Raw genomic sequence first — 25,736 nt, 5'->3', positions numbered from 1 at the left:
TTAGTGATGATGCCCATGCTCACCTTTGAGCTGATTACCTTGCGCATCATAAAATCCGCTTGCACCATGCTCAACAAACCCTAAGTTGATCATTTTAGCTAAAAACGGGTCGCTTTCATTATCACCGATATCTGCGTAATCGGTCGTTTGATAGTTATCCCATTTCGCAAATTCTACCTGCACTTTTTGCTGATTGTGATGGCTGGCTGTTAAAACAATTTCACGGCTATAGCTGGGTGTTGAAATACGAATTGCTTTGAGTAACTTTTGATTGGCAAGCCAGCTTAACTCTATTTTGCTATCACCCTGCTGTTGTGTGTAATAATCCGTTAGCTCACAGCCTTCTCCTGCGCTTTTTTGGTGCGTCATAGAGGCTAGGAATTTATCGCTTACTAGCTGATATTTGCTACTCCAATCTTGTTCACCTTGCACTTCCGATGGTTGATATTCAATACCACGCTGCGCATGCTGAAAATAACGAATTGGGCGAATTTGTTGATTGCGCAACTGCTGCCATAGCTCAATAAACTGTGGATTCTGCTTAGCCACCTGATGAGGCGTACGCCAAAGGGTAAAGGTGTTTTCAGTATGCTGCTTATTAGCAACTATATCTGTTGTGACTTTATAGTCTGCTTGCGTAAAACTGGTGTTCATATCGCATTGCCCTGCAACAGCAAGTGGGCTAAGTAATGAGGCAAGTAAGATGGCTGCTTTCACGGGATTCTCTTTTTATCTTGGTTTACTTTATAACTAATTGAGTAAGGGAGGCTTAGAGCCTCCCAAGCACTCATTATTGTGCTAATTTAGCATCGGCTTGTTTAACAAGGTTAGCGGCATAATCCATAACATGGAAAATAAGGCTTTGCTCATTAGTACCTGTTACTAAATGTGCACCTGGGCCTACTGCATACACACCAACATCTTCTGCTGCGTGTGTTTCTGAGCCTAGTGGTACAACAGCTTCTTGATGGAAGCCTGGTGTTGTTGTGTCAACATCAGTTAAATCAACACGCCCTGTTACTGGCGCAAAGTTATAACCTGCATCAGCATCAGTCTCATCGCCTAAATCTCGGAAGCCGCCACCATTGGTATAACCAACCGTTGTGTATGGCATATTGTCTGCAGCAAGTGATGGCTCATCACTACCCACTGGTACTACTTTACCTAAAATTGGGTTACCACGTTTTGGATAGCCTGCAATGGTAAATACGTGGCTGTGGTCAGCAGTTACGATGATTAGTGTGTCTTCAATGCTAGTCTTATCAAGGGCAACTTGCACAGCTTTTGACAACTCAACAGTGTCGCTCAATGCGTTATAGGCATTACCTGCGTGGTGGGCATGATCAATACGTCCCGCTTCAACTGTTAACATAAAGCCATTTGCATTGTTATCTAAAATATCAATTGCCTTTGCGGTCATTTCAGAAAGTGACGGCTCACCTGCTACGTCATTCGAGCGGTCTGCTTCGTATTGCATGTGTGATTCATTGAATAAACCAAATACACGCTCAGTTGTATCTGCATCGATCGTATCAAAACCAGCTTGGTCCATCACATATTGACCTGCAGGGTATTTGGCTTTCCACTCCGCAGTTAAGTCACGACCATCTGTACGGTCACCTTCTACTGAGCTCACAGCATCAGCAGAATTAAAAGCTGCGTCTTTCGGTAAGAAATGACGACGACCGCCGCCCATGACAACTTCTAAACCATCAACATCTAGCCCTTCGTAGCGTGCTTCTAGGTTCGCTTCAAAGTTAATTAATTGCGATGCAATATCTTCACAGCCAGCGGTGACTGCAGCTTCAGGCATATCTGATACGTCTTCCCAGTTACGGTCAGCCGATTTAGCATATGTTGCTGCAGGCGTTGCGTGAGTGATCCGCGCTGTAGAAACAATACCTGTCGACTTACCTGCAATCTCAGCAAGCTCAGTGGCTGTTACTAGCTCATTACCTGCAACCGTTGCACAGTTACCGCGCTCGATGTCTTCATCAACACCGATAACGCCAGCATCCGTTTTTACGCCCGATGCCATTGCTGTCATCGTACCCGCTGAATCAGGTGTTTGCGCATCTACGTTATAAGTTTTAGCAAAACCTGAGAATGGTAGTGTTTCAAAGCTAAGCTGATGCTCTTCACCTAGCTTACCTTCTAGCTGACCCGCCATGATACGTGCAGCAGTGACCGTTGAAATACCCATGCCGTCACCCACGAATAGGATCACGTTTTTCGCTTTACCTGACTCTTTTACAACTGCAGCAATGTTTTCTTCGCTGTTAGCGACTTTAACTTGTGCTGACTTAAACCACTCATTATCAGTCAACGGCGCTAATTGCGATGCTGTTAACGACGTTGCCGGTGCATTACATACAACGCTTGTATCCGTTACTTCTGCTGAGTCTAGCTGACCATTATCATTGCTATCTGCACCTGTTAGGGTTGCTGTACCACCGTTTACGCACTGCTCAGAACCAACAGCTAATGTATTTTCAACGGTTAATGTTTTTGGTGAGTTGTCATTGTCATCAGAACAACCCGCTAATGCCACTACTACAGCAAGAGAAATTAAATTTAGTTTTTTCATCGTCGTCGCCATTATTCTTCAATTAGTTCTAGAGCTTGGTTAATGATGTGGAAAATTACGTTTTGCTCCACAACGCCTTGTGCTAGTTGCGCACCTGGACCTTTTGCATGAAGTGAAATATCTTCACCCGCATGAGTTTCAGAACCTAATGGCACAGTGGCTTCTTGGTGATAACCAGGTGTCGTTGTATCAACCCCCGTTAAATCAACACGACCAGCCAATGCTGCTTCGTTATAAGATACATCTGCATCTGTCTCATCGCCTAAATCACGGAAACCTAAACCATTTGCATAACCCACTGTAGTGTAAGGCATACCATCAGCAGCAAGGCTTGGCTCTTCGCTACCTATTGCAACTACTTGGCCTAAGATAGGGTTACCGCGCTTTGGATAACCTGCGATAGTAAATACATGACTGTGGTCAGCGGTAACAAGGATAAGAGTTTCTTCTGGATTGGTGTTTTCTACAGCTGTTTGCACAGCTTTGGCAAATTCAACAGTATCGTTTAGCGCGTTGTAAGCATTACCCGCATGGTGAGCATGATCAATACGACCAGATTCAACGGTTAAGAAAAAGCCTTTTTCATTGCTCTTTAAGATATCAATCGCTTTACCCGTCATTTCAGATAATGACGGCTCACCCGCTACATCGTTAGCGCGGTCAGCTTCATATTGCATGTGTGACTCATTGAACAATGCGAATACACGTTTTGTATCAGCATTAAGCGTATCAAAGCCTGCTTGGTCCATCACGTACTTGCCATCAGGGTACATTTCTTGCCATTCCGCCGTTAGGTCACGCTCATCCGTACGGTCACCTTCCACTTCACTGACTGCATCAGCTGAGTTGAATGCTGCGTCTTTCGGTAAAAAGTGACGACGACCACCGCCCATCACCACCTCAAGACCATCAACGTCGGTTCCTACGAAGCGTGCTTCAAGGTTCTTCTCGAAATTAACGAGTTGCGATGCAATGTCTTCACAGCCAGCTTCTACGGCATCAGCTGGCATGTCTGATACATCTTCCCAGTTACGATCGGCTGATTTTGCATACGTTGCTGCAGGTGTTGCGTGTGTAATGCGCGCCGTTGAGATAACGCCTGTTGCTAGACCTTTGATTTCCGCAAGCTCTGTAGCAGTAATTAATTCGTTACCCACAACTGTTGCACACTTGCCACGCTCGATGTTTTCGTTCACACCAATTACACCAACATCAGTTTTAACGCCTGAAATAATTGCTGTCATTGTGCCTGCTGAGTCAGGTGTTTGCGCATCAACGTTATACGTTTTGATTTGCGCAGAGTAAGGAAACTCCTCAAAGCTTAATAAGCCTTCTTCGCCCGACTTACCTTCCATTTGACCCGCCATGATACGCGATGCAGTAAGCGTTGAAATACCCATACCATCACCAACAAATAGAATGACATTTTTAGCTTTAAACGTTTGCTCAACCTGGGCCGCCGCTTCTTTTTCTGTTAATTTTATTTCAGCAGCACTATACCAATCATTTTGTTTTTGACTGTCTGGTAACACACCTGCATTGGCCGTGGCTGACAATGCCAACGTTAAACCAATTGCAGTAGCAATTTTATTAATTTTCATCGTTACGTTCCGTTAGTACATTATTTTAAGAATTTGAGTGCTAACTAAGCTGCACTTGGATAATTAGCGCAGTAATACTAAGAACGCATTGTTACTAAAAAAGTGACTTTTCATGACGAAATGGTGAAACAGCACAAGCAATGCAAGAAGGTAAGTATTTAGTTTTAGGGGAAATAATAGGGCTAGTTGCTAGGTGTGAGTTAGCGAGGGAAAAGATTCTAGGTTCTAGGTTCTAGGTCAAGTATAACCTTGGGAGTGCTTTATGATGGTTTGGGTTTATAAAAGAACAGGTTTGCATGGATTGTGTTGGGTTTCGCTTCGCTCAAACCAACCTACCCAAAGAATGAACAGGCCGAATGATGAGTGAGACACCACACTAAAAAACCCCACCAATCTGTGTGAACTGACGTCTGAAAGCTGACAGCTGATAGCTTTTCTACAGATATTAAAAAAGGCCGCCTAGGCGACCTTTTTATAAGCTGTGAAGCTCTATCTGTTGATATTACTCAACGATAGTTGCAACAACACCAGCACCAACTGTACGGCCACCTTCACGGATAGCGAAGCGTAAACCTTCGTCCATCGCGATTGGGCAGATTAGTTCTACAGTCATCTTGATGTTATCACCAGGCATTACCATTTCAACGCCGTCTGGTAACTGTACGTCACCTGTTACGTCAGTTGTACGGAAGTAGAACTGTGGACGGTAACCTTTGAAGAATGGAGTGTGACGACCACCTTCATCTTTAGAAAGTACGTATACTTCTGAAGTGAACTTCGTGTGTGGAGTGATTGAACCAGGCTTAGCTAGTACTTGACCACGTTCAACGTCTTCACGCTTAGTACCACGTAGAAGTGCACCGATGTTCTCACCCGCACGACCTTCGTCTAGAAGCTTACGGAACATCTCAACACCTGTACAAGTTGTCTTCGTAGTTTCTTTGATACCTACGATTTCAACTTCGTCATTCACGTTGATGATACCAGCTTCAACACGGCCAGTTACAACAGTACCACGACCTTGGATTGAGAATACGTCTTCGATAGGCATGATGAATGGCTTATCGATGTCACGCTCTGGCTCTGGGATGTAAGAATCTAGTGCTTCTGCAAGCTCAACGATTTTGTCTTCCCACTCTTTCTCGCCTTCTAACGCTTTAAGCGCTGAACCTTGGATTAGTGGTAAGTCATCACCTGGGAAGTCGTACTCTGAAAGAAGTTCACGAACTTCCATCTCAACTAGCTCAAGTAGCTCTTCGTCGTCAACCATGTCACATTTGTTCATGAATACGATGATGTAAGGTACACCAACCTGACGAGAAAGTAGGATGTGCTCACGAGTTTGTGGCATAGGACCGTCAGTCGCAGCAACTACTAGGATTGCGCCGTCCATTTGAGCAGCACCAGTGATCATGTTTTTAACATAATCGGCGTGTCCTGGACAGTCTACGTGTGCGTAGTGACGAGTAGGAGTATCGTACTCAACGTGTGAAGTTGAGATTGTGATACCACGCTCACGCTCTTCTGGAGCGTTATCGATTGATGCGAAGTCTTTAGCTACACCACCGTATACTTTTGCAAGTACGTTTGTGATTGCTGCTGTTAGAGTTGTTTTACCGTGGTCAACGTGGCCGATTGTACCAACGTTTACGTGCGGTTTTACGCGTTCAAACTTTTCTTTTGCCATCTTAAAAAATTCCTATAAAGAAATTAACGCCTGACCCACTATTGGGCCAGACAAGCTAAATCATATAACAGCGCGAGCTGCAATTATTGCATCTGCAACATTCTTAGAGGCTTCTGCATACTTCAAAAACTCCATAGAGTATGATGCACGGCCTTGTGTTGCAGATCGCAGATCAGTTGCATAACCAAACATTTCAGAAAGTGGTACTTGCGCATTAATTTGCTTAAGACCACCGAATGCTTCTTCCATGCCTTCGATCATGCCGCGGCGACGGTTTAAGTCACCAACTACATCACCCATGTTTTCTTCAGGAGTGATAACTTCAACCTTCATTACTGGTTCTAGAAGAGCTGGGTTTGCTTCAAGCGCACCTTTCTTCATCGCCATTGAACCTGCAATCTTAAATGCCATTTCATTCGAATCTACATCATGGAATGAACCATCAAACAGAGTCGCTTTAACGCCAAGTAATGGGTAGCCTGCCAGTACACCTTGAGTCATTTGCTCTTGGATACCTTTGTCTACCGCAGGGATGTATTCTTTAGGAACAGAACCACCAACGATTTCGTTAACGAACTCATAAATTGGCGCATCATCTTCCGAAATATCCATCGGTTCAAGTTTAAGCCAGACGTGACCATATTGACCACGACCACCTGATTGACGTACGAACTTCCCTTCAACTTCAACAGCTGAACGGATAGCTTCACGGTATGCTACCTGTGGCTTACCAACGTTACATTCAACACTGAATTCACGCTTCATACGGTCGACAATGATATCAAGGTGAAGTTCACCCATGCCAGAAATAATAGTCTGGCCTGATTCTTCGTCAGTTTGTACTCGGAAAGATGGATCTTCTGCCGCTAGTTTACCTAGCGCGATTCCCATCTTATCTTGGTCAGCTACTGTGCGAGGCTCTACCGCAACAGAGATAACTGGCTCAGGGAACTCCATACGCTCAAGCGTAATGACTGAGTTCGGATCACACAGTGTCTCACCTGTTGTTACGTCTTTAAGACCAATAGCCGCTGCGATGTCGCCTGCGTAGACTACTTTGATCTCTTCACGTGAGTTTGAATGCATCTGAACGATACGACCAAGTCGCTCACGCTTACTTTTAACTGGGTTGTATACCGCGTCACCCTGTTTAACAGTACCAGAGTAAACACGGAAGAAGGTCAAGGTGCCAACGAACGGGTCTGTCGCAATCTTAAAAGCAAGTGCGGCAAACGGTGCGTTGTCATCAGCAGGACGTTCTTCCTCAGTACCATCTTCAACGATACCTTGGATTTGTTTCACTTGTGTTGGAGCAGGCATATATTCGATAACAGCATCAAGCACAGCTTGAACGCCCTTATTTTTAAATGCACTACCACACGTCATTGGAACAATTTCGTTAGCTAATGTGCGCTGACGTAAAGCTGCTTTAATTTCAGCTTCAGTCAGGTCTTCACCTTCTAGATATTTGTCCATTAGTTCTTCTGATGCTTCAGCAGCGCTCTCAACCATGTGAGAACGCCATTCTTCTGCAAGTTCCAGAAGCTCTGCCGGAATGGCCTCATAAGAGAAAGTCATGCCTTGATCTTCGGCATTCCAGTTAATGGCTTTCATCTTAATAAGGTCAATAACACCTTTAAAGTCGTCTTCAGCACCAATTGGTAGCTGAATTGGAACAGGCGTTGCTCCAAGACGAGATTTCACCTGGTCCACAACAGTTAAGAAGTCAGCGCCAGTGCGATCCATTTTATTTACGAAGATCATGCGAGGAACTTCGTATTTGTTCGCTTGACGCCAAACTGTCTCAGTTTGCGGCTGTACACCAGATGAAGCACAAAGAACAACTACCGCACCATCTAGTACGCGTAAAGAACGCTCTACTTCGATAGTGAAATCTACGTGTCCTGGAGTATCAATGATATTGATGCGATGGTCGTCAAATTGAGCGTCCATCCCTTTCCAGAAACACGTTGTTGCAGCAGAAGTGATTGTGATACCACGCTCTTGTTCCTGCTCCATCCAATCCATAGTTGCAGCACCATCATGTACTTCACCGATCTTATGAGAAAGACCTGTGTAGAACAGAACACGTTCTGTTGTGGTGGTTTTACCTGCATCTACGTGAGCGCAAATACCGATATTGCGATAGCGCTCAAGTGGAGTTGTACGTGCCATATGATCCTCTTAAAGGTTAAGGGCAGATTACCAACGGTAATGAGCGAATGCTTTATTCGCTTCAGCCATACGGTGAACGTCTTCACGTTTCTTAACCGCAGTGCCTTTGTTGTCAGCAGCGTCAACGATTTCTTGAGCTAAACGTAAGCCCATAGATTTTTCGCCACGCTTACGTGCAGCGTCTACTAACCAACGCATACCTAATGCGTTGCGACGTACTGGACGTACTTCAACTGGTACTTGGTACGTTGAACCACCAACACGGCGAGATTTAACCTCTACCTGTGGGCGAACGTTTTCAAGTGCAGCTTCAAAGATTTCAAGGTGCGACTTGCCTGATTTCTCAGCAGCCACGTCTAACGCACCATAAACGATTTTTTCAGCAGTAGATTTCTTGCCGTCTAACATTACTACGTTAACGAATTTAGCAAGAAGTTCCGATCCGAACTTAGGATCTGGAAGAATTTTACGTTGACCTATTACGCGTCTTCTAGGCATTTTGTATCTCCGGTATCTTCAGGTTTGCTCTTTTAGAGTCAATACCCAAAACAATTAATTTAAAAATTTAGTGCTTGGCCTTACTAACGGAGAACCATTAGCCCTTAGGGCGTTTAGCACCGTATTTAGAACGAGCTTGACGACGGTCGCTAACGCCTGCACAGTCAAGTGCACCACGTACAGTGTGGAAACGCACACCTGGTAAGTCTTTAACACGACCACCACGGATAAGGATTACACTGTGCTCTTGTAAGTTGTGGCCTTCACCACCGATGTAAGATGTTACTTCGAAACCGTTAGTTAAACGAACACGCGCTACTTTACGTAATGCAGAGTTTGGTTTCTTAGGTGTAGTTGTATATACACGAGTACATACACCACGCTTTTGCGGACAAGCTTTAAGTGCAGCTGAGTTACTTTTAGTAACTTTGCTACGACGTGGCTTACGCACTAGCTGGTTAATAGTTGCCATTTAAATAGCTCCTGAAATTAAAATTACTACTGAAAAAATAAAAAAATCCGCCCTGTTTACATGCTCGTTACAAAACGTGCAGGCAAATGGGTGGCGGAATTTTAATGAGCAAAGTTTAACCTGTCAACCTTAACTCATCGTAAGGCAGAAGATAACTGCCTTACGATTTCTTAATCTATTGATTAAGCTGAGATTATTGGTTTCCAGAGATATCTGCGTTAAGTGCGTCAGTTAGTGCTTGAGTCGCCTCTTCAGCACTTACTGTTTGCTCTTCAACGATTTCACCTTGCTTGCGACGATTCAAACGGTCTTGGTGATACGCAAAGCCTGTACCAGCTGGGATCAGACGACCCACGATTACGTTCTCTTTCAGACCACGAAGTTCATCGCTCTTACCATTTACAGCTGCTTCAGTTAGGACACGAGTTGTCTCCTGGAATGATGCTGCAGAAATGAAAGATTCTGTTGCAAGTGACGCTTTAGTGATACCCATTAACTGGATTTCAAACTTCGCTGGGATCTTACCTTGTTTCTCAAGTTCACGGTTCGCGATGTTAACGCGTGCCACTTCAACTTGTTCACCGGCTAAGAACTCAGTGTCACCGCCGTCAAGGATGATACATTTACGTAGCATCTGACGAATAATTGTCTCAATGTGCTTGTCATTGATCTTAACGCCCTGCAAGCGGTAAACCTCTTGCACTTCGTTAACGATGTAGTTAGCTACATGAGTTACACCACGTAAGCGTAAGATGTCATGTGGTGACTCTGGACCATCGGCGATAACCTCACCTTTAGACACTTGCTCACCTTCGAACACGTTAAGTTGACGCCATTTAGGAATCATCTCTTCGTATGCGTCACCCTCAGCTGGAGTGATTACAAGACGCTTCTTACCTTTTGTTTCTTTACCGAAGCTGATAGTACCTGTGATTTCTGCAAGAATTGCAGGATCTTTCGGTTTACGTGCTTCGAATAAGTCAGCTACGCGAGGTAGACCACCCGTGATATCACGAGTCTTCGAACCTTCTTGCGGAATACGTGCAAGTACGTCACCTGGGTTTGCAGTTGCACCGTCGGTTACTTCAATCGTTGTGAATGAAGGTAGACGTGTTTCTTGCAGACCACGCTCATCGCTTTCGATGATTAGTTTAGGTTCTTTCGCATTTGCTTTACCTAAGTCTTTAACAACAACACGAGTTAAACCAGTTAACTCATCTGTTTGTGCTTCGGTATTTGAGTCATCAATGTCGCTGAACGAGATTTTTGACTTATGCTCAAGAACGATTGGGTGACTATGCGGATCCCAAGTTGCAACGATATCGTTACCTTGAACTTCTGCATTATCTTGTACAGATAACACCGCACCGTAAGGTACTTTATAACGCTCTTTCTCACGACCAAAGCTATCGATGATAGTGATCTCTGTTGAACGAGACGTGATAACAATCTTACCGTCTGTGTTTAATACGTACTTCGCGTTGTGTAACTTCAATGTACCGTTAGTTTTAACTTGTACACTATTTTCAGCAGACGCTCGAGATGCTGCACCACCGATGTGGAAGGTACGCATCGTAAGCTGTGTACCCGGCTCACCGATTGATTGCGCCGCGATAACACCTACTGACTCACCTGGATTAATGATGTGGCCACGTGCAAGGTCACGACCGTAACACTTAGCACATACACCAAAGTCATTATCACAAGTGATTACTGAACGAACGCGTACTTCATCTACTGAATGCTCTTCTAGAAGGTCACACAGTTTTTCGTCAAGCATGATATTACGCTCAACAAGTACTTCGTTAGTATTTGGAATTAATACATCTTCAGCAACAACACGACCAAGAACACGTTCGCGAAGCGCTTCTACAACGTCACCACCCTCGATAAGCGGTTTCATTGTTAAGCCATCTTCTGTGCCACAATCGTCTTCATTGATTACTAAATCTTGTGCAACGTCTACTAGACGACGCGTTAAGTAACCCGAGTTTGCTGTTTTAAGTGCTGTATCGGCAAGACCTTTACGCGCACCGTGCGTTGAGATGAAGTACTGTAGTACGTTTAGACCTTCACGGAAGTTCGCCGTGATTGGTGTCTCGATGATTGAACCATCTGGACGTGCCATTAGACCACGCATACCCGCTAACTGACGGATCTGAGCGGCGCTACCACGTGCACCTGAGTCTGCCATCATAAACACTGAGTTGAATGAAGATTGCTCTTCTTCTTCGCCTTTAGCGTTGATTACAGTGTCTTTTGATAAGTTTGCCATCATCTCACGTGATAAGTTTTCATTTACACGTGACCAGATATCGATAACTTTATTGTACTTTTCACCAGCCGTTACAAGACCTGATTGGAATTGTTGGTTGATTTCAGTTACTTCAGCTTCCGCTGATTCAATGATTTCTGCTTTAACCGGTGGGATAACTAAGTCATCGATACCGATTGAAACACCTGACTTCATTGCGTAGTGGAAACCGGTGTACATTACTTGGTCAGCAAAGATAACTGTATCTTTAAGACCTAGACGACGGTAACACTCGTTTAATAAGCCAGAAATTTGTTTCTTACCTAGGGCTTGGTTGATTAACTCAAACGGCATGCCTTTAGGTAGGATTAGTGAAAGGATCGCACGACCTACTGTTGTTTCAACAATAGATACTTGCTCAACTGTTTCACCATCTTCATTACTGATTGTCTCGCTGATACGTACTTTTACGCGTGCATGTAACTCAGCGTTACCGCTGCGGTATGCTTTTTCAGCTTCTTTAGGATCTTTAAATACAATACCTTCGCCTTTCGCATTGATGCGATCACGAGTCATGTAGTAAAGACCTAATACAACGTCCTGTGAAGGAACGATGATTGGCTCACCATTCGCTGGAGATAGGATGTTGTTAGTAGACATCATTAGAGCACGTGCTTCTAATTGTGCTTCAAGCGTTAACGGTACGTGTACCGCCATTTGGTCACCATCGAAGTCAGCGTTGTATGCCGCACAAACTAATGGGTGTAAATGAATCGCTTTACCTTCGATAAGCACAGGTTCGAACGCTTGGATACCCAAACGGTGAAGTGTTGGTGCACGGTTCAGTAATACTGGATGCTCACGAATTACTTCGTCTAGTACATCCCATACTTCTGCTACTTCACGCTCAACCATCTTCTTAGCAGCTTTGATAGTCGTAGCCATGCCGCGACGCTCTAGCTTACCGTAGATAAATGGTTTGAATAGCTCAAGTGCCATCTTCTTAGGAAGACCACACTGGTGTAGTTTAAGCGTAGGACCTACTGTGATTACAGAACGGCCAGAGTAATCTACACGTTTACCAAGTAAGTTCTGACGGAAACGACCTTGCTTACCTTTGATCATATCAGCAAGCGATTTCAGAGGACGTTTGTTAGAACCTGTAATCGCACGACCGCGACGACCGTTATCAAGTAGCGCATCTACCGCTTCTTGTAACATACGTTTTTCGTTGCGTACGATAATGTCTGGTGCTGCTAGATCTAATAGACGTTTAAGACGGTTATTACGGTTAATAACACGACGGTAAAGGTCATTCAGATCAGAAGTCGCAAAACGACCACCGTCTAGAGGTACTAATGGACGTAGATCAGGCGGAAGTACTGGAAGTACTGTCATGATCATCCACTCAGGGTTGTTACCTGATTGGTGGAAAGATTCCATTAATTTAAGACGTTTAGTGATCTTCTTACGCTTAGTTTCAGAGTTAATTGTTGGTAACTCTTCACGCATTTCAGCAATTAATTGGCCAAGATCAAGTTCACGAAGCAAGTCTAATACTGCTTCAGCACCCATCTTCGCTTCAAACTCATCACCGTGCTCTTCAAGTGCATCTAAGTACTCTTCTTCACCTAAAAGCTGACCACGCTCAAGCGTTGTCATACCAGGCTCAGTTACTACGAATGATTCGAAGTAAAGTACGCGCTCGATGTCACGAAGTGTCATGTCTAGCATTAAGCCGATACGTGACGGTAATGATTTTAAGAACCAAATGTGCGCAACTGGGCTCGCAAGCTCAATATGACCCATACGGTCACGACGCACTTTAGTTAGCGTTACTTCAACGCCACACTTTTCACAAATAACACCACGGTGCTTAAGGCGCTTATATTTACCACATAAACACTCATAATCTTTCACTGGGCCGAAAATACGGGCACAGAATAAGCCGTCGCGCTCAGGCTTGAAAGTACGGTAGTTGATTGTCTCAGGTTTCTTTACTTCACCGTATGACCATGAACGAACCATATCTGGCGAAGCAAGACCAATGCGAATTGCATCGAATTCTTCGGTCTTATTTTGTTGCTTCAGAAACTTAAGTAAGTCTTTCACCTTAGCTCTCCTGTCGGAGGTTAATCTTGAGGGCGAAACAATCGCCCCTACATTCTATTCGGCCTAACAGATGCGGCTTACGCCGCACCTAAATGGCTTAATTTTCTTCCAACTCGATGTTGATACCCAGTGAGCGGATTTCTTTCAACAATACGTTGAACGATTCTGGCATACCTGGTTCCATCTTATGGTTACCATCTACGATGTTCTTATACATCTTAGTACGACCGTTCACGTCATCCGATTTCACTGTTAGCATTTCTTGTAGAGTATATGCAGCACCGTAAGCTTCTAGTGCCCACACCTCCATCTCACCGAAACGCTGGCCACCGAACTGAGCTTTACCACCCAGCGGCTGCTGAGTAACAAGGCTGTAAGAACCAGTTGAACGTGCGTGCATCTTGTCATCAACCAAGTGGTTAAGTTTCAACATGTACATGTAACCAACAGTTACTTGACGTTCGAACTGATCGCCAGTACGGCCATCATAAAGTGTAACTTGACCGCTTCTTGGATAACCACCAAGCTCAAGTAAGTCTTTGATTTCGCTTTCACGAGCACCATCAAAGGCTGGAGTTGCGATCGGTAAACCACCTTTCAAGTTTTCAGCTAAGCGACGAACTTCATCATCAGAGAACGAGTCGATATCGACTTTCTGACGACAATCACCTAATTCGTAAACTTTCTTAACGAAGCTACGGATTTCGTGCAGTTCACGCTGCTCTTTCATCATTTCTTCTAAGCGCTCACCCACACCACGTGCAGCAAGACCCATATGAGTTTCTAGGATCTGACCGATGTTCATACGTGATGGTACACCTAGCGGGTTCAGAACGATGTCTACCGTACGACCTTTGTCATCGTATGGCATATCTTCTACTGGTACGATAGTCGAGATAACACCTTTGTTACCGTGACGACCCGCCATCTTATCACCCGGTTGGATACGACGTTTAACAGCTAGGTATACTTTAACAATCTTAAGTACGCCTGGTGCTAAGTCGTCACCTTGAGTGATCTTACGACGTTTGTTTTCAAACTTCTTATCGTATTCAGCTTTAAGCTCATCGTACTGAGCGGCTAGTTGCTCAAGTTCAGCTTGCTTATCTTCTTCAGCAAGGCTTTGAGTAAGCAGCTTTTCAGCATTTAGTGATGCAATTGAATCTGCGTTCAGACCAGCGTCAACAAGTAACTTACGAGCACGCTCTAATACGCCTGCTTCTAAGATACGGAACTCTTCGTTGAAGTCTTTCTTCGCTTCGCGAAGCTGCATGTCTTCAACTTCTAACGCACGCTTATCTTTTTCAACACCGTCACGGGTGAAAACTTGTACGTCGATTACAGTACCAGTTACAGAGTTTGGTACGCGTAAAGAGCTGTCTTTAACGTCTGACGCTTTCTCACCGAAGATAGCACGTAGTAGCTTTTCTTCTGGTGTTAATTGCGTTTCGCCTTTCGGAGTCACTTTACCTACTAGGATATCGCCGCCTTTAACTTCAGCACCGATATAAACAACGCCTGACTCATCAAGCTTGCCTAGTGCAGATTCACCTACGTTAGGAATATCTGCTGTGATCTCTTCTGGACCTAATTTAGTATCACGTGCGATACATTGTAGTTCTTGAATGTGGATAGTCGTTAGACGATCTTCTTGAACTACGCGCTCTGATAGTAGGATTGAATCCTCGAAGTTATAACCGTTCCATGGCATGAATGCCACGCGAAGGTTTTGACCAAGTGCTAAGTCACCAAGGTCAGTCGAAGGACCATCTGCTAATACGTCACCACGTGTTACCGGCTCACCAACCATACAAGTTGGTTTTTGGTTAATACATGTATTTTGGTTTGAGCGAGTGTATTTAGTAAGGTTGTAAATATCGATGCCCGCTTCACCAGGAACACGCTCATCTTCATGTACATTTACAACGATGCGGCTTGCATCCGCATACATTACTTCACCACCACGCTTAGCAACGATAGTTACACCAGAGTCTTTCGCTAGTGTAAGCTCGATACCTGTACCTACCAGCGGTTTGTCCGCGATAAGAGTTGGTACGGCTTGACGTTGCATGTTTGAACCCATCAATGCACGGTTAGCATCATCGTGTTCTAGGAACGGGATAAGTGCTGCCGCTACAGAGATCACCTGTTGTGGTGATACGTCCATATATTGTTGGTCCATTTTGCCCATAAAGGTTGATTCACCTTTGTGACGACATGGAATTAGTTCATCAACAAACTCATTGTTTTCGTTCAAGTTTGAGTTCGCCTGAGCGATAACAAACTGACCTTCTTCAATGGCTGATAAGTAATCTACTTCATCAGTAACTACACCGTTTACCACTTTACGGTAAGGTGTTTCTAAGAAACCATAGTCATTAGTACGTGCGTACGTAGACAGTGAGTTAATTAGACCGATGTTTGGACCCTCAGGCGTTTCGATTGGACATACACGACCATAGTGAGTTACGTGAACGTCTCGAACTTCGAAGCCAGCGCGTTCACGTGTTAAACCACCCGGACCTAATGCAGAAATACGACGCTTATGCGTTACTTCTGAAAGCGGGTTATTTTGGTCCATGAACTGTGATAACTGAGATGAACCAAAGAACTCTTTAACCGCTGCCGAAATAGGCTTAGCGTTAATAAGATCTTGTGGCATTACAGCGTCAAGGTCACCTAAGCTTAAACGCTCACGTACAGCACGCTCAACACGTACTAGACCAACGCGGAATTGGTTCTCAGCCATTTCGCCAACACTACGGATACGACGGTTGCCTAAGTGGTCGATATCATCAACATCGCCAACACCGTTACGAATAGCGATAAGCACTTTCATAACAGCTACGATGTCTTCTTTCGATAATGTGCCAGGGCCAGTATCTGAGTCATAACCTACACGGCTATTGAACTTCATACGACCAACTGTTGATAAATCGTAACGCTCGTCAGAGAAGAACAAGTTATCAAATAAGGCTTCAGCCGCGTCTTTCGTCGGTGGCTCGCCTGGGCGCATCATGCGATAAATTTCTACTAATGCTTCTAAACGGTTGCTTGTTGTGTCGATACGTAATGTATCTGACATGTAGGCGCCGCTGTCAACTTCGTTGATATATAGAGTATCAATCTTAGTGTGACCTGCTTTAACCAATTCAGCCATTAGCTCAAGTGATAGCTCGTCATTCGCGTTTGCGATGATCTCACCTGTTGACTCATCAACATAGTTTTTAGCTACAACACGACCAATGATGTACTCATGCGGTACTTCTAATTGGTTAATACCTTTTTTCTCGATGTTCTTGATGTGACGCGCAGTAATACGACGACCCGCTTCAACAAGGACTTCACCGTCTTCGCCTTTGATATCAAAAGCGGCAGTTTCACCACGTAAGCGCGAAGGAACAAGTTCCATAAGAACTTTACCGTCAGCAACTTCAAACGTAGTTGTATCGAAGAATATCTCTAGGATTTCATCCGTTGAGTACTCTAGTGCACGTAAGATGATTGACGCCGGTAATTTACGACGACGGTCAATACGTACATAAAGGTTATCTTTTGCATCAAACTCGAAGTCTAACCATGAACCACGGTAAGGAATTACACGCGCGTTATAAAGCACTTTACCTGACGAGTGAGTTTTACCGCGGTCGTTATCAAAGAATACACCAGGGCTACGGTGTAGCTGAGAAACGATAACACGCTCTGTACCATTGATAACAAAGGTACCGGTATCAGTCATGAGCGGAATTTCGCCCATGTAAACTTCTTGCTCTTTAATGTCTTTAACTGTGCCTGGTGCTTCTTTGTCCATCACCACAAGACGCAATTTTACGCGAAGTGGAGCAGAATAAGTCACACCGCGAATTTGACATTCTTTTACATCGAATACTGGCTCACCAATACGATAACTTACGTATTGAAGCTCAGAATTTCCCGAGTAGCTTTTGATAGGAAACACAGAACGGAATGCAGCTTCCAAACCGTGATCGCCATCAGCGTCAGGGACTAAGAATTTTTTAAACGATTCTAACTGCGTCGACAGTAAGAAAGGTATATCCAAAACTTGTGGACGTTTACCAAAATCCTTACGGATACGTTTCTTTTCAGAATAAGAGTAAGCCATGGGGTTCCTCAGCTTGCTGATCTTTGACCCGACCTGTTCTTGTAAGAACAGACTTAACTGGCATCTATGCCAAGATGTACAACATTAAATTGTTGTTCTATTTTGCTCTGCCACTTTCAACACCGATTAAGGTAACAACTTGAAAGTAAAGAGAAAATTAGATTTTATTTGCGTTACAGGATTGCATCGCTCCATAGCGCAAAAAGGCCGGTGATTAAATAATCACCAGCCCTTGCCTGATTACTCAGGCAGCGAACCTAGCGTAAGCTAGATTACTTAACCTCAACTTCAGCACCAGCTTCAGTAAGGTCTTTTGCAAGTGCTTCAGCTTCTTCTTTAGATACACCTTCTTTGATAGGTGCAGGAGCTGCTTCAACAAGTGCTTTAGCTTCTTTAAGGCCAAGACCAGTAGCACCACGTACAGCTTTGATAGCTGCAACCTTGTTAGCGCCAGCGCCAGTAAGGATTACGTCGAACTCAGTCTTTTCTTCAGCTGCTTCAGCAGCAGGACCAGCAACAACAGCAGCTGCTGCAGTTACGCCGAATTTTTCTTCCATTGCTTCAACTAGAGCAACAACGTCCATTACTGACATTTCAGCAATAGCATCAAGGATTTGGTCTTTAGTTACAGACATTACAAATTTCCTAATTATTACGGACTAAATATAGCCCAAAAAAAATATTACACCGAAAGTGAACAAAAAAACAGCTTAAAATTAAGCAGCTTGCTCTTCTTTCTGTACACGTACTGCTTCAATTGTTTTACACAATTTACCTGCAGACGCTTCTTTCATAGCGCTCATTAAGCGTGCAACAGCTTCGTCGTAAGTAGGTAGAGTTGCTAGCATAGCTGCGTCTACTACGTTACCTTCAAATGCAGCCGTCTTAACTTCGAATTTCTCGTTCTTCTTCGCGAAATCTTTGAAGATACGCGCAGCAGCACCTGGGTGCTCTGAAGAGAAAGCGATTAAGCTTGGACCAACAAGTGAGTCAGAAAGGCACTCAAAATCTGTACCTTCAATAGCACGTTTAGCTAAAGTGTTACGAACAACTTTCATCCATACACCAGCTTCACGAGCTTCTTTACGAAGGGCAGTGATAGCACCAACTGTTACACCACGAGAATCTGCAACAACTGCAGAAAGAGCACCAGTGGCTGCTTCGTTGACTTCAGCAACAATTGCTTTTTTGCCTTGAAGATTTAAAGCCATGGGTGTTACTCCTGGTTTAATGGGTTGCCGAAATTGGCTTCCCTGTTCTACTCTTCCCCATCTAAGATGGAGATGCTTTTTACGGCGAGAGCCAGAAGATTAGGAAAAATCTATCTGGGGATTCACACCGTCTACGTAGGTAAAATATTAAGGCCGAAGCCGCCTACGGTCTTGGACGGAAGCCCAATTTATCGTTTTTACCCGAGAGCATTACGAAATTATGGACTTCAACCCGAATTCTTTACTTGTTTTGAAATTAACTTTCTCAACAAAATGGCGCAAAATTATAGTTCAAATTTCGCGCCATGTAAACTCTTAATTAAGCAACAACTGTGCTTAGAGAGTTTTGGTCAACAGCAACACCTGCGCCCATTGTTGTAGAGATAGTTACTTTCTTCACGTAAGTACCTTTTGCTTGAGAAGGTTTAGCCTTCTTAAGCGCAACAATAAGAGCTTCAAGGTTTTGTTGAAGTTGCTCAGCAGTGAAATCAACCTTACCGATAGTAGTATGGATGATACCGTTCTTGTCGTTACGGTAACGAACTTGACCTGCTTTCGCATTTTTAACTGCTTCTGCAACGTTAGGCGTTACAGTACCAGTTTTAGGGTTTGGCATTAGACCACGTGGACCTAAGATTTGACCTAGTTGACCAACAACACGCATAGCGTCTGGAGATGCAACAACAACGTCAAAGTTCATCTCGCCTTTCTTAACTTGTTCAGCAAGATCTTCCATGCCCACTAATTCAGCACCAGCTTCTTTCGCAGCATCTGCGTTAGCGCCTTGTGTGAATACAGCAACACGAACTTCACGACCAGTACCGTTAGGTAGTACAGTTGCACCACGTACGTTTTGGTCAGATTTACGAGCATCGATACCAAGGTTAACAGCAACGTCAACACTTTCTACGAATTTAGCTGTCGCTAACTCTTTTAAAAGAGCAACTGCTTCGTTGATTTCGTAATCTTTAGTCGCATCCACTTTTTCGCGGATTGTACGCATACGTTTAGTTAATTTTGCCATTATCTTAGTCCTCTACGTTCAAGCCCATCGCACGCGCAGAACCTGCGATAGTGCGAACTGCAGCGTCCATATCAGCCGCTGTAAGGTCAGGTCGTTTTGTCTCAACGATTTCTTCAAGTTGAGCACGAGTTACTGTACCCACTTTTTCAGTGTTAGGACGGCCAGAACCTGATTTGATACCTGCAGCTTTCTTAAGTAAGTAAGCAGCCGGTGGAGTTTTCATGTCGAACGTGAAAGAACGGTCACCGTAAACAGAGATCACTACAGGAACTGGAGCGCCTTTTTCGATAGACTCTGTACGTGCGTTGAACGCTTTACAGAATTCCATGATGTTTACACCGTGTTGACCTAGTGCTGGACCTACTGGAGGACTAGGGTTAGCCATACCAGCGGCAACTTGTAGCTTGATAATAGCTTCAACTTTTTTAGCCATAATAAATACCTCATTTGGTGGGTCATAGCCTTGTGCGCGCGAGGACGCGTACTCTAACGGCTTCCCAGTTTAAAAATTGGTTCTCACTTTTTAGTGATAAAACAAGTTATAACTTGCCCTAACACAAAAAGGCCGCTGATTATAAGTTAATCAGCGGCCTTTTTCAAGCTTATTGCCAAAATATTAAACAATTTTGGCAGCTTTAATTTCTTACTTACTTGTCTTGCTCAACTTGACCGAATTCAAGGTCAACAGGTGTCGAACGACCGAAGATAAGAACAGACACTTTTACGCGGCTCTTCTCGTAATCAACTTCTTCCACAACACCGCTGAAGTCAGCAAATGGACCATCGATAACACGAACAACTTCACCTGGTTCAAATAATGTTGCAGGCTTAGGCGCTTCAGAGTTCTCTTGCAGACGGTTCAAGATGCGATCAGCTTCTTTTTGGCTGATTGGAGCTGGACGATCAGACGTACCACCAATGAAGCCCATAACACGTGCTGTGCTGTTCACTAAGTGCCAGCTTGCATCGTTCATGTCCATTTGAACTAGTACATAACCTGGGAAGAATTTGCGCTCAGATTTACGCTTTTGACCAGCGCGCATCTCAACAACTTCTTCAGTTGGTACTAATACTTCACCAAAACTATCTTCCAAACCTTCAATCTTGATGTGCTCAAGAATAGTTTGTGCTACACGCTTCTCGTAACCAGAGAAAGCTTGCACTACGTACCAACGTAGTTTCTTTTCGTTCTTCTCATCCGACATGGGATTAGATCTCCAATCCAGTTAAAAAGCCTACTGCGCGGAACAAAATGCCATCTAATCCCCAAAGGATAAGTGCCATAATCACAGTTGCAACCATTACAATTAATGTCGTATGTGTTGTTTCTTGGCGAGTTGGCCACACAACTTTACGTACTTCGATACGTGACTCTTTTGCAAACGCAAGAAAAGTACGACCTTTTTCAGTTAGTGAGGCAATGCCTAAACCAGCTGCAACAGCAACCACTACACCAATAGCACGTAATAATACAGATTGGTCTGCAAACATGTGGTTACCAACGACTGCGCCTGCTAGTAGCGCAATTGCTACAATCCACTTTACTGAATCCATCGCACTTGATGGTGTTTCTACATTCGTGCTCATAATATTTTTACCTTAACTACAGACACAACAACCCTGCGCTCTGGCAGGGTTAATCCATTAAAATCTAAACTTAAAAACTGACTTGTTTAAACCGATTTTTAAATTCAGACTCAACACACATTGTTTAAAAAGTGGCAGGGGCGGAGAGATTCGAACTCCCAACCGTCGGTTTTGGAGACCGCTGTTCTACCAATTGGAACTACGCCCCTGCAAAGTGGATGCCTATTATACTTACGCAATTCATTAACACAAGAGTAAAAGATACCCATTAGTTAAAATCTCATCAGTTCGTTTAAAAATCAATATTAACATTGATTAAAAAGCAGTTTATTATAAACCCGATATAGGAACTAAAAAACTACATGGATCAGTGTGCTGCCATTTAAACTCTCTTTTAATATTGTACTGTTATGCCTCGTCACCTTGATATGTAAGCAGGCTAATGCTCGCTCGTTACACCTAGCTACTTTTAATAGCCAACAAGGTCTAAGTCAAAACTCTATCACTTGCAGCATAACTGATCAGCAAGGCTTTTTATGGTTTGCCACACAGGGAGGTTTGAACCGCTTTGATGGTTATGAATTTAAACGCTTCAAAGCTAACAGCAATAATAAAAGTATTTCTGGAAATTGGATCACAGGCTGTGCCAAGGACAGTAATAATCAGCTGTGGTTTTCGACCGCCAGCAAAGGACTCAATAAACTCAATCCTGAGACTGGCCAATTTGAGGTTTATTCGACTTCTAATGAGGCAGGACTAAGTGAAGATAAAATTTGGTCAATGGTACTGGCTAAAGGTGATGTTCTTTGGCTAGGTCACGAACATGGTAAGTTAACTCGTTTTGATATATCAAACCAAGAATTTGAACATTTCCAATACAAAATAGATCAGCAGTTGCCGCTTGTACGTGACATTGTTATTACCGATGAACTCATCTGGCTTGCCACTGATATGGGACTTATTTCATTTAACCCAAGCACAGAGCAATTTACTCAACATACTCAAATCACTTCACCGCTCTGGCATCTAAAATTGTTGAATCATGAAAAACTGCTTATTGGTGCAAAGCAAGGCTTATATTCATTAGATTTACTTACGCAAACCAGTGAGCAAATCGAACAGTTAAATGGTGTCTGGATCACTGACAGCCTTATTGACCAACAGCAAAACCTTTGGCTTACAAGCTACGGGCGAGGTCTATACTTTTTACCTGCAGATGCTGACTTACAAGACCAATACATTCGATACGACCATGACAAGCAAAACCCCAATGGCTTGACTAGCGACTTTCTCCTATCTCTTTATCAAGATTCACAAGGCATTATGTGGTTGGGCACCGATGGTTATGGTGTGCATCGCTATGATCCTAAGCAACAGCAGTTTTCTCATCAGTTACAAACCTCACAGCCAAATTCACTAAGTCATAATTTTGTTCGCTCAATAATAAAAAGAGCCAATGGCGAGGTATGGATTGGCACCCGTGACGGACTCAACCGTCAAACAGCGTTTGGTTACCAACATTATAAAAATGCCCTGCCAAATAATAATATATTTGCCCTTCATGAAGATGCTAACAAGCAGTTATGGATAGGTACTTACGGTGGTGGCTTAATTAAGTATCAAGATAGTCGTGATGAATTTAAAGCCTTCACTATGCAAAGCCACCAGCTAGCCAGTGACCGCGTATATGCAATAACTAGCGACAAAGTTGGTGCTCTTTGGCTTGGGAGTAACCAAGGGTTAACTCGCTTTGAGCCAAAATCAGGCAAAGTTACTCACTATAAACATAGTGATTCTCAAAACAGTCTTGCCAGTAACACCGTATTTACTCTTGCTTACGATAGTGAAGAGCACTCACTTTGGGTCGGCACTCGAGCAGGGCTCAATAAACTGGATATCACTACTAAGCAATTTAGTTTATTAGATGAGCAAGGCTCTAACGGAGCTGGGCTCAGCCATAACATGGTCACCTCTTTATTATTGAATGGCGATAGTGTTTGGGTTGGCACCATGCAAGGCTTGAATCAAGTTAATAAGCATAACTTCAGGGTGAAACAAATTACTGAGCAACAAGGTTTGGCGAACGATAACATTTTTGACATTCTCGCCGATAAGCAAGGTATGCTTTGGCTAGCAACCAATGGCGGACTCACTCGCTATAACCACACCACAGAGCAAATGCAGCAGTTTTTGCCAGAAGATGGCATTCAGCACCAATCTTTTATACTGGGTGCGAGCTTTCAAGCAGACGATGGCGAGTTATTTTTTGGTGGCATCAATGGTTATAATCATTTTTACCCTGAGCAACTAAAGTTATCGCACTCTCCCCCTACCCCTGTTTTAACCGAATTATTATTAAACAACAGAGTCATTAAGAGTAATCACTTCGATAAGCAAGCAAATACCCTTGCGAGTGCAACTCAGACATTTGCGTTTGCAAAATCTGCTGGCGTTATCGGCTTTAAATTTAGTGCATTAAAAAACGGATCGACACCAAAGCACTACCAATACGGCTACAAGCTTGCTGGCTTTGATGAACAATTTTTATATACAGATGCATCCCTTAGACAAATTAATTACCCTCAGCTCCCTGCTGGGAACTACAAATTATTAATAAAAGTGAAAGATCAATATGGGCAATGGAGTGACAGCAAAAAGCTACTAACATTAACTGTTGTGCCTCCTTGGTGGCAAAGTAAATTAGCCTATGCTATTTACTTTATTTGTGCTTTATCACTGACCTGGCTTCTTTTAAATTCCTTGTACAAACGCAAACTCGCAGAGCAAGAAAAACAAACAGAGATTGAGCTAAACAAATTAAAAGATCAATTTTTAGATAACATTAGCCATGAGCTAAAAACACCATTGAGTTTAATACTTGCCCCGATCAGCCAGTTACAGCGAAGTAATACAGACCCCCAAGCTCAAAATCAACTGGCTAGTATAAAACGTAACTGCCAACGCTTACTTGAACTGATCAATCAACTTTTACAATTGAGTCAACGCCCTAGTACAGCTATTTACACTGTTAGCCCTTATTCCATTACAACCTTTTTAACAGACTTAGTGGCAGATTTCAGTGCTCTGTTTGAGCAAAAACAACTGCAATTTAGCTTTGATGATACTACCTCAACAACATGTAAGATTAACCTTGCTCCCGAACATGCTCATTCTATTTTCAGTAACCTGATAAGTAATGCGCTTAAGTACACGCCTAACGGCGGTAAAGTCGATATTCAACTTGATGAAGTGCAGCAACAACTGATTTTTAAAATTACTGATACAGGTGTGGGTATTGCCAGTGAACATCAACAGTCGATTTTTCAGCGCTTTACCCGCGTAGCATCATCAGAGCCTGGCAGTGGTATTGGCCTGAGCTTAGTAAAGCAACTTGTAGAGCAATACGGTGGGTCTATCAGCGTAAGCAGTAAAATTGCTGAGGGAAGTTGCTTTACTGTGTCATTGCCTATGGTTGAGTGTGCTGAAAATCAGGTTAATAGCATTACGCAACTACGCGACTCACAACAGACATTACTGATTGTTGAAGATAATAAGGAAATGGCTGAACTACTACTTGCTTTGTTTAATGCAGAATTTAACTGCATCTGTGCAGCTGATGGTCAGCAAGCGCTTGATTTATGCCAATCAGACCTACCAGAGCTCATTATCAGTGATGTAATGATGCCGAATATGAATGGCTATCAACTGTTAGCAGCACTCAGAGCAAACCCGGCCACCAGCCATATTCCGGTGTTATTACTTTCAGCTAAAGCAGATACCCACAGCCGCTTGAAAGGACTTGATTTATTAGCCGATGACTTTTTGAGCAAACCTTTTGAGCCCACTTTACTAGTAAGCAGAGTAAAAGGATTGCTTAATCTTAGACAAATTTTAAACCAGCATCTAACAGCACAACTGGCAGCTCCTCTGAATAGTGATACAGCCGCTGTGACAGTACAAAATAAAGATTATTCCTTCACTGAAAAACTCAAGCAAGTAGTACAAGCCCATTATCAAGATGAAAACTTTTCGGTTGAGCAATTAGCCTCAGCCTTATGTTTAAGCTCCCGTGCTCTGCAACTAAAAATGAAAGCCTTGTATTCACAAACTCCCTCTGACTATTTACGCAATACTCGCTTAGAGTTTGCAAAGAAACAGCTAGTCGATGGCCATTTAGCGATTGGTAAAGTAGCAGAGCAAGCGGGCTTTAGTTCGCAAAGCTATTTTGCGCGAAGCTTTAAGAGCTATGTTGGCTTATCACCAAAACAGTACCGAGAAAAATATCAAAAACGCGTTGAATTTCGCATCAGTGAATAAACTTTTCGTCTGAGTGCTATCAATAAAACACTGATTTTTATAGCTTATCCATATAAACATTAATAACAACAAAGCCCATATTGCGGCG

16 protein-coding genes and 1 tRNA gene are annotated in these 25,736 nt (G+C 43.5%); 1 reads left to right on the top strand and 16 read right to left on the bottom strand.

The window, feature by feature from the left end; all coding sequences use genetic code 11:
* The 16 genes from HYD28_03930 to HYD28_03855 form a co-directional block, all read right to left on the bottom strand.
* On the bottom strand, positions 1 to 717 hold the full coding sequence (locus tag HYD28_03930; GenBank protein QLE08179.1) for a hypothetical protein: 717 nt from the start codon (positions 715 to 717) through the stop codon (positions 1 to 3).
* A gap of 73 nt (positions 718 to 790) precedes the next feature.
* Complete coding sequence (locus HYD28_03925) at positions 791 to 2,587, bottom strand: alkaline phosphatase (GenBank protein QLE08178.1); 1,797 nt, start codon at positions 2,585 to 2,587, stop codon at positions 791 to 793.
* An 11-nt stretch (positions 2,588 to 2,598) separates the two neighbouring features.
* On the bottom strand, positions 2,599 to 4,188 hold the full coding sequence (locus HYD28_03920; GenBank protein QLE08177.1) for an alkaline phosphatase: 1,590 nt from the start codon (positions 4,186 to 4,188) through the stop codon (positions 2,599 to 2,601).
* Positions 4,189 to 4,690: 502 nt separating this feature from the next.
* Positions 4,691 to 5,875: an elongation factor Tu gene (tuf, locus tag HYD28_03915; protein ID QLE08176.1), complete on the bottom strand. Its 1,185-nt coding sequence runs from the start codon at positions 5,873 to 5,875 to the stop codon at positions 4,691 to 4,693.
* A gap of 60 nt (positions 5,876 to 5,935) precedes the next feature.
* Positions 5,936 to 8,050, bottom strand: a complete 2,115-nt coding sequence (gene fusA / locus HYD28_03910; GenBank protein ID QLE08175.1) for an elongation factor G — start codon at positions 8,048 to 8,050, stop codon at positions 5,936 to 5,938.
* A 27-nt stretch (positions 8,051 to 8,077) separates the two neighbouring features.
* Positions 8,078 to 8,548 (bottom strand): 30S ribosomal protein S7, encoded by a 471-nt coding sequence (gene rpsG / locus HYD28_03905; protein QLE08174.1) that lies wholly within the window; start codon positions 8,546 to 8,548, stop codon positions 8,078 to 8,080.
* 97 nt (positions 8,549 to 8,645) lie between these two features.
* Entirely contained in the window at positions 8,646 to 9,020 is a 375-nt protein-coding gene (rpsL, locus tag HYD28_03900; protein ID QLE08173.1) for a 30S ribosomal protein S12, read from the bottom strand.
* Positions 9,021 to 9,213: 193 nt separating this feature from the next.
* Positions 9,214 to 13,386 carry a DNA-directed RNA polymerase subunit beta' gene (rpoC, locus tag HYD28_03895; protein ID QLE08172.1) on the bottom strand — a complete coding sequence of 1,391 codons (4,173 nt, stop codon included), beginning with the start codon at positions 13,384 to 13,386 and terminating at the stop codon, positions 9,214 to 9,216.
* Positions 13,387 to 13,483: 97 nt separating this feature from the next.
* Positions 13,484 to 17,509, bottom strand: coding sequence for a DNA-directed RNA polymerase subunit beta (gene rpoB / locus HYD28_03890; protein ID QLE08171.1), 4,026 nt, complete (start codon positions 17,507 to 17,509; stop codon positions 13,484 to 13,486).
* Positions 17,510 to 17,781: 272 nt separating this feature from the next.
* Positions 17,782 to 18,144 (bottom strand): 50S ribosomal protein L7/L12, encoded by a 363-nt coding sequence (rplL, locus tag HYD28_03885; protein QLE08170.1) that lies wholly within the window; start codon positions 18,142 to 18,144, stop codon positions 17,782 to 17,784.
* A gap of 81 nt (positions 18,145 to 18,225) precedes the next feature.
* Complete coding sequence (rplJ, locus tag HYD28_03880) at positions 18,226 to 18,720, bottom strand: 50S ribosomal protein L10 (protein QLE08169.1); 495 nt, start codon at positions 18,718 to 18,720, stop codon at positions 18,226 to 18,228.
* 319 nt (positions 18,721 to 19,039) lie between these two features.
* Positions 19,040 to 19,744 (bottom strand): 50S ribosomal protein L1, encoded by a 705-nt coding sequence (gene rplA / locus HYD28_03875; protein ID QLE08168.1) that lies wholly within the window; start codon positions 19,742 to 19,744, stop codon positions 19,040 to 19,042.
* Positions 19,745 to 19,748: 4 nt separating this feature from the next.
* Positions 19,749 to 20,177, bottom strand: coding sequence for a 50S ribosomal protein L11 (gene rplK, locus HYD28_03870; protein QLE08167.1), 429 nt, complete (start codon positions 20,175 to 20,177; stop codon positions 19,749 to 19,751).
* A 214-nt stretch (positions 20,178 to 20,391) separates the two neighbouring features.
* Positions 20,392 to 20,949 (bottom strand): transcription termination/antitermination protein NusG, encoded by a 558-nt coding sequence (nusG, locus tag HYD28_03865; protein QLE08166.1) that lies wholly within the window; start codon positions 20,947 to 20,949, stop codon positions 20,392 to 20,394.
* A 4-nt stretch (positions 20,950 to 20,953) separates the two neighbouring features.
* The gene (gene secE / locus HYD28_03860) at positions 20,954 to 21,331 is read right to left on the bottom strand and encodes a preprotein translocase subunit SecE (protein QLE08165.1); all 378 of its coding nucleotides are present in this window, start codon (positions 21,329 to 21,331) and stop codon (positions 20,954 to 20,956) included.
* Between the two features lie 132 nt (positions 21,332 to 21,463).
* Positions 21,464 to 21,540 (bottom strand) — tRNA-Trp (locus HYD28_03855).
* 163 nt (positions 21,541 to 21,703) lie between these two features.
* Between HYD28_03855 and HYD28_03850 the strand changes: the two genes are divergently transcribed.
* On the top strand, positions 21,704 to 25,648 hold the full coding sequence (locus tag HYD28_03850) for a response regulator (GenBank protein QLE08164.1): 3,945 nt from the start codon (positions 21,704 to 21,706) through the stop codon (positions 25,646 to 25,648).
* Positions 25,649 to 25,736 lie beyond the last annotated feature (88 nt).

Origin of the sequence: Pseudoalteromonas shioyasakiensis, from assembly GCA_013391845.1 — a bacterium.
In the GTDB taxonomy this organism is placed as follows: Bacteria; Pseudomonadota; Gammaproteobacteria; order Enterobacterales; family Alteromonadaceae; genus Pseudoalteromonas; species Pseudoalteromonas apostichopi.
This window is presented reverse-complemented; position numbering and strand designations above follow the sequence as displayed.

What these genes read in the sequence shown, in the direction of transcription:
- HYD28_03925 (QLE08178.1), bottom strand. Translation starts at nt 2,587, where the DNA reads ATGAAAAAACTAAATTTAATTTCTCTTGCTGTAGTAGTGGCATTAGCG.
- HYD28_03920 (QLE08177.1), bottom strand. Translation starts at nt 4,188, where the DNA reads ATGAAAATTAATAAAATTGCTACTGCAATTGGTTTAACGTTGGCATTG.
- tuf (QLE08176.1), bottom strand. Translation starts at nt 5,875, where the DNA reads ATGGCAAAAGAAAAGTTTGAACGCGTAAAACCGCACGTAAACGTTGGT.
- fusA (QLE08175.1), bottom strand. Translation starts at nt 8,050, where the DNA reads ATGGCACGTACAACTCCACTTGAGCGCTATCGCAATATCGGTATTTGC.
- rpsG (QLE08174.1), bottom strand. Translation starts at nt 8,548, where the DNA reads ATGCCTAGAAGACGCGTAATAGGTCAACGTAAAATTCTTCCAGATCCT.
- rpsL (QLE08173.1), bottom strand. Translation starts at nt 9,020, where the DNA reads ATGGCAACTATTAACCAGCTAGTGCGTAAGCCACGTCGTAGCAAAGTT.
- rpoB (QLE08171.1), bottom strand. Translation starts at nt 17,509, where the DNA reads ATGGCTTACTCTTATTCTGAAAAGAAACGTATCCGTAAGGATTTTGGT.
- rplL (QLE08170.1), bottom strand. Translation starts at nt 18,144, where the DNA reads ATGTCTGTAACTAAAGACCAAATCCTTGATGCTATTGCTGAAATGTCA.
- rplJ (QLE08169.1), bottom strand. Translation starts at nt 18,720, where the DNA reads ATGGCTTTAAATCTTCAAGGCAAAAAAGCAATTGTTGCTGAAGTCAAC.
- rplA (QLE08168.1), bottom strand. Translation starts at nt 19,744, where the DNA reads ATGGCAAAATTAACTAAACGTATGCGTACAATCCGCGAAAAAGTGGAT.
- rplK (QLE08167.1), bottom strand. Translation starts at nt 20,177, where the DNA reads ATGGCTAAAAAAGTTGAAGCTATTATCAAGCTACAAGTTGCCGCTGGT.
- nusG (QLE08166.1), bottom strand. Translation starts at nt 20,949, where the DNA reads ATGTCGGATGAGAAGAACGAAAAGAAACTACGTTGGTACGTAGTGCAA.
- secE (QLE08165.1), bottom strand. Translation starts at nt 21,331, where the DNA reads ATGAGCACGAATGTAGAAACACCATCAAGTGCGATGGATTCAGTAAAG.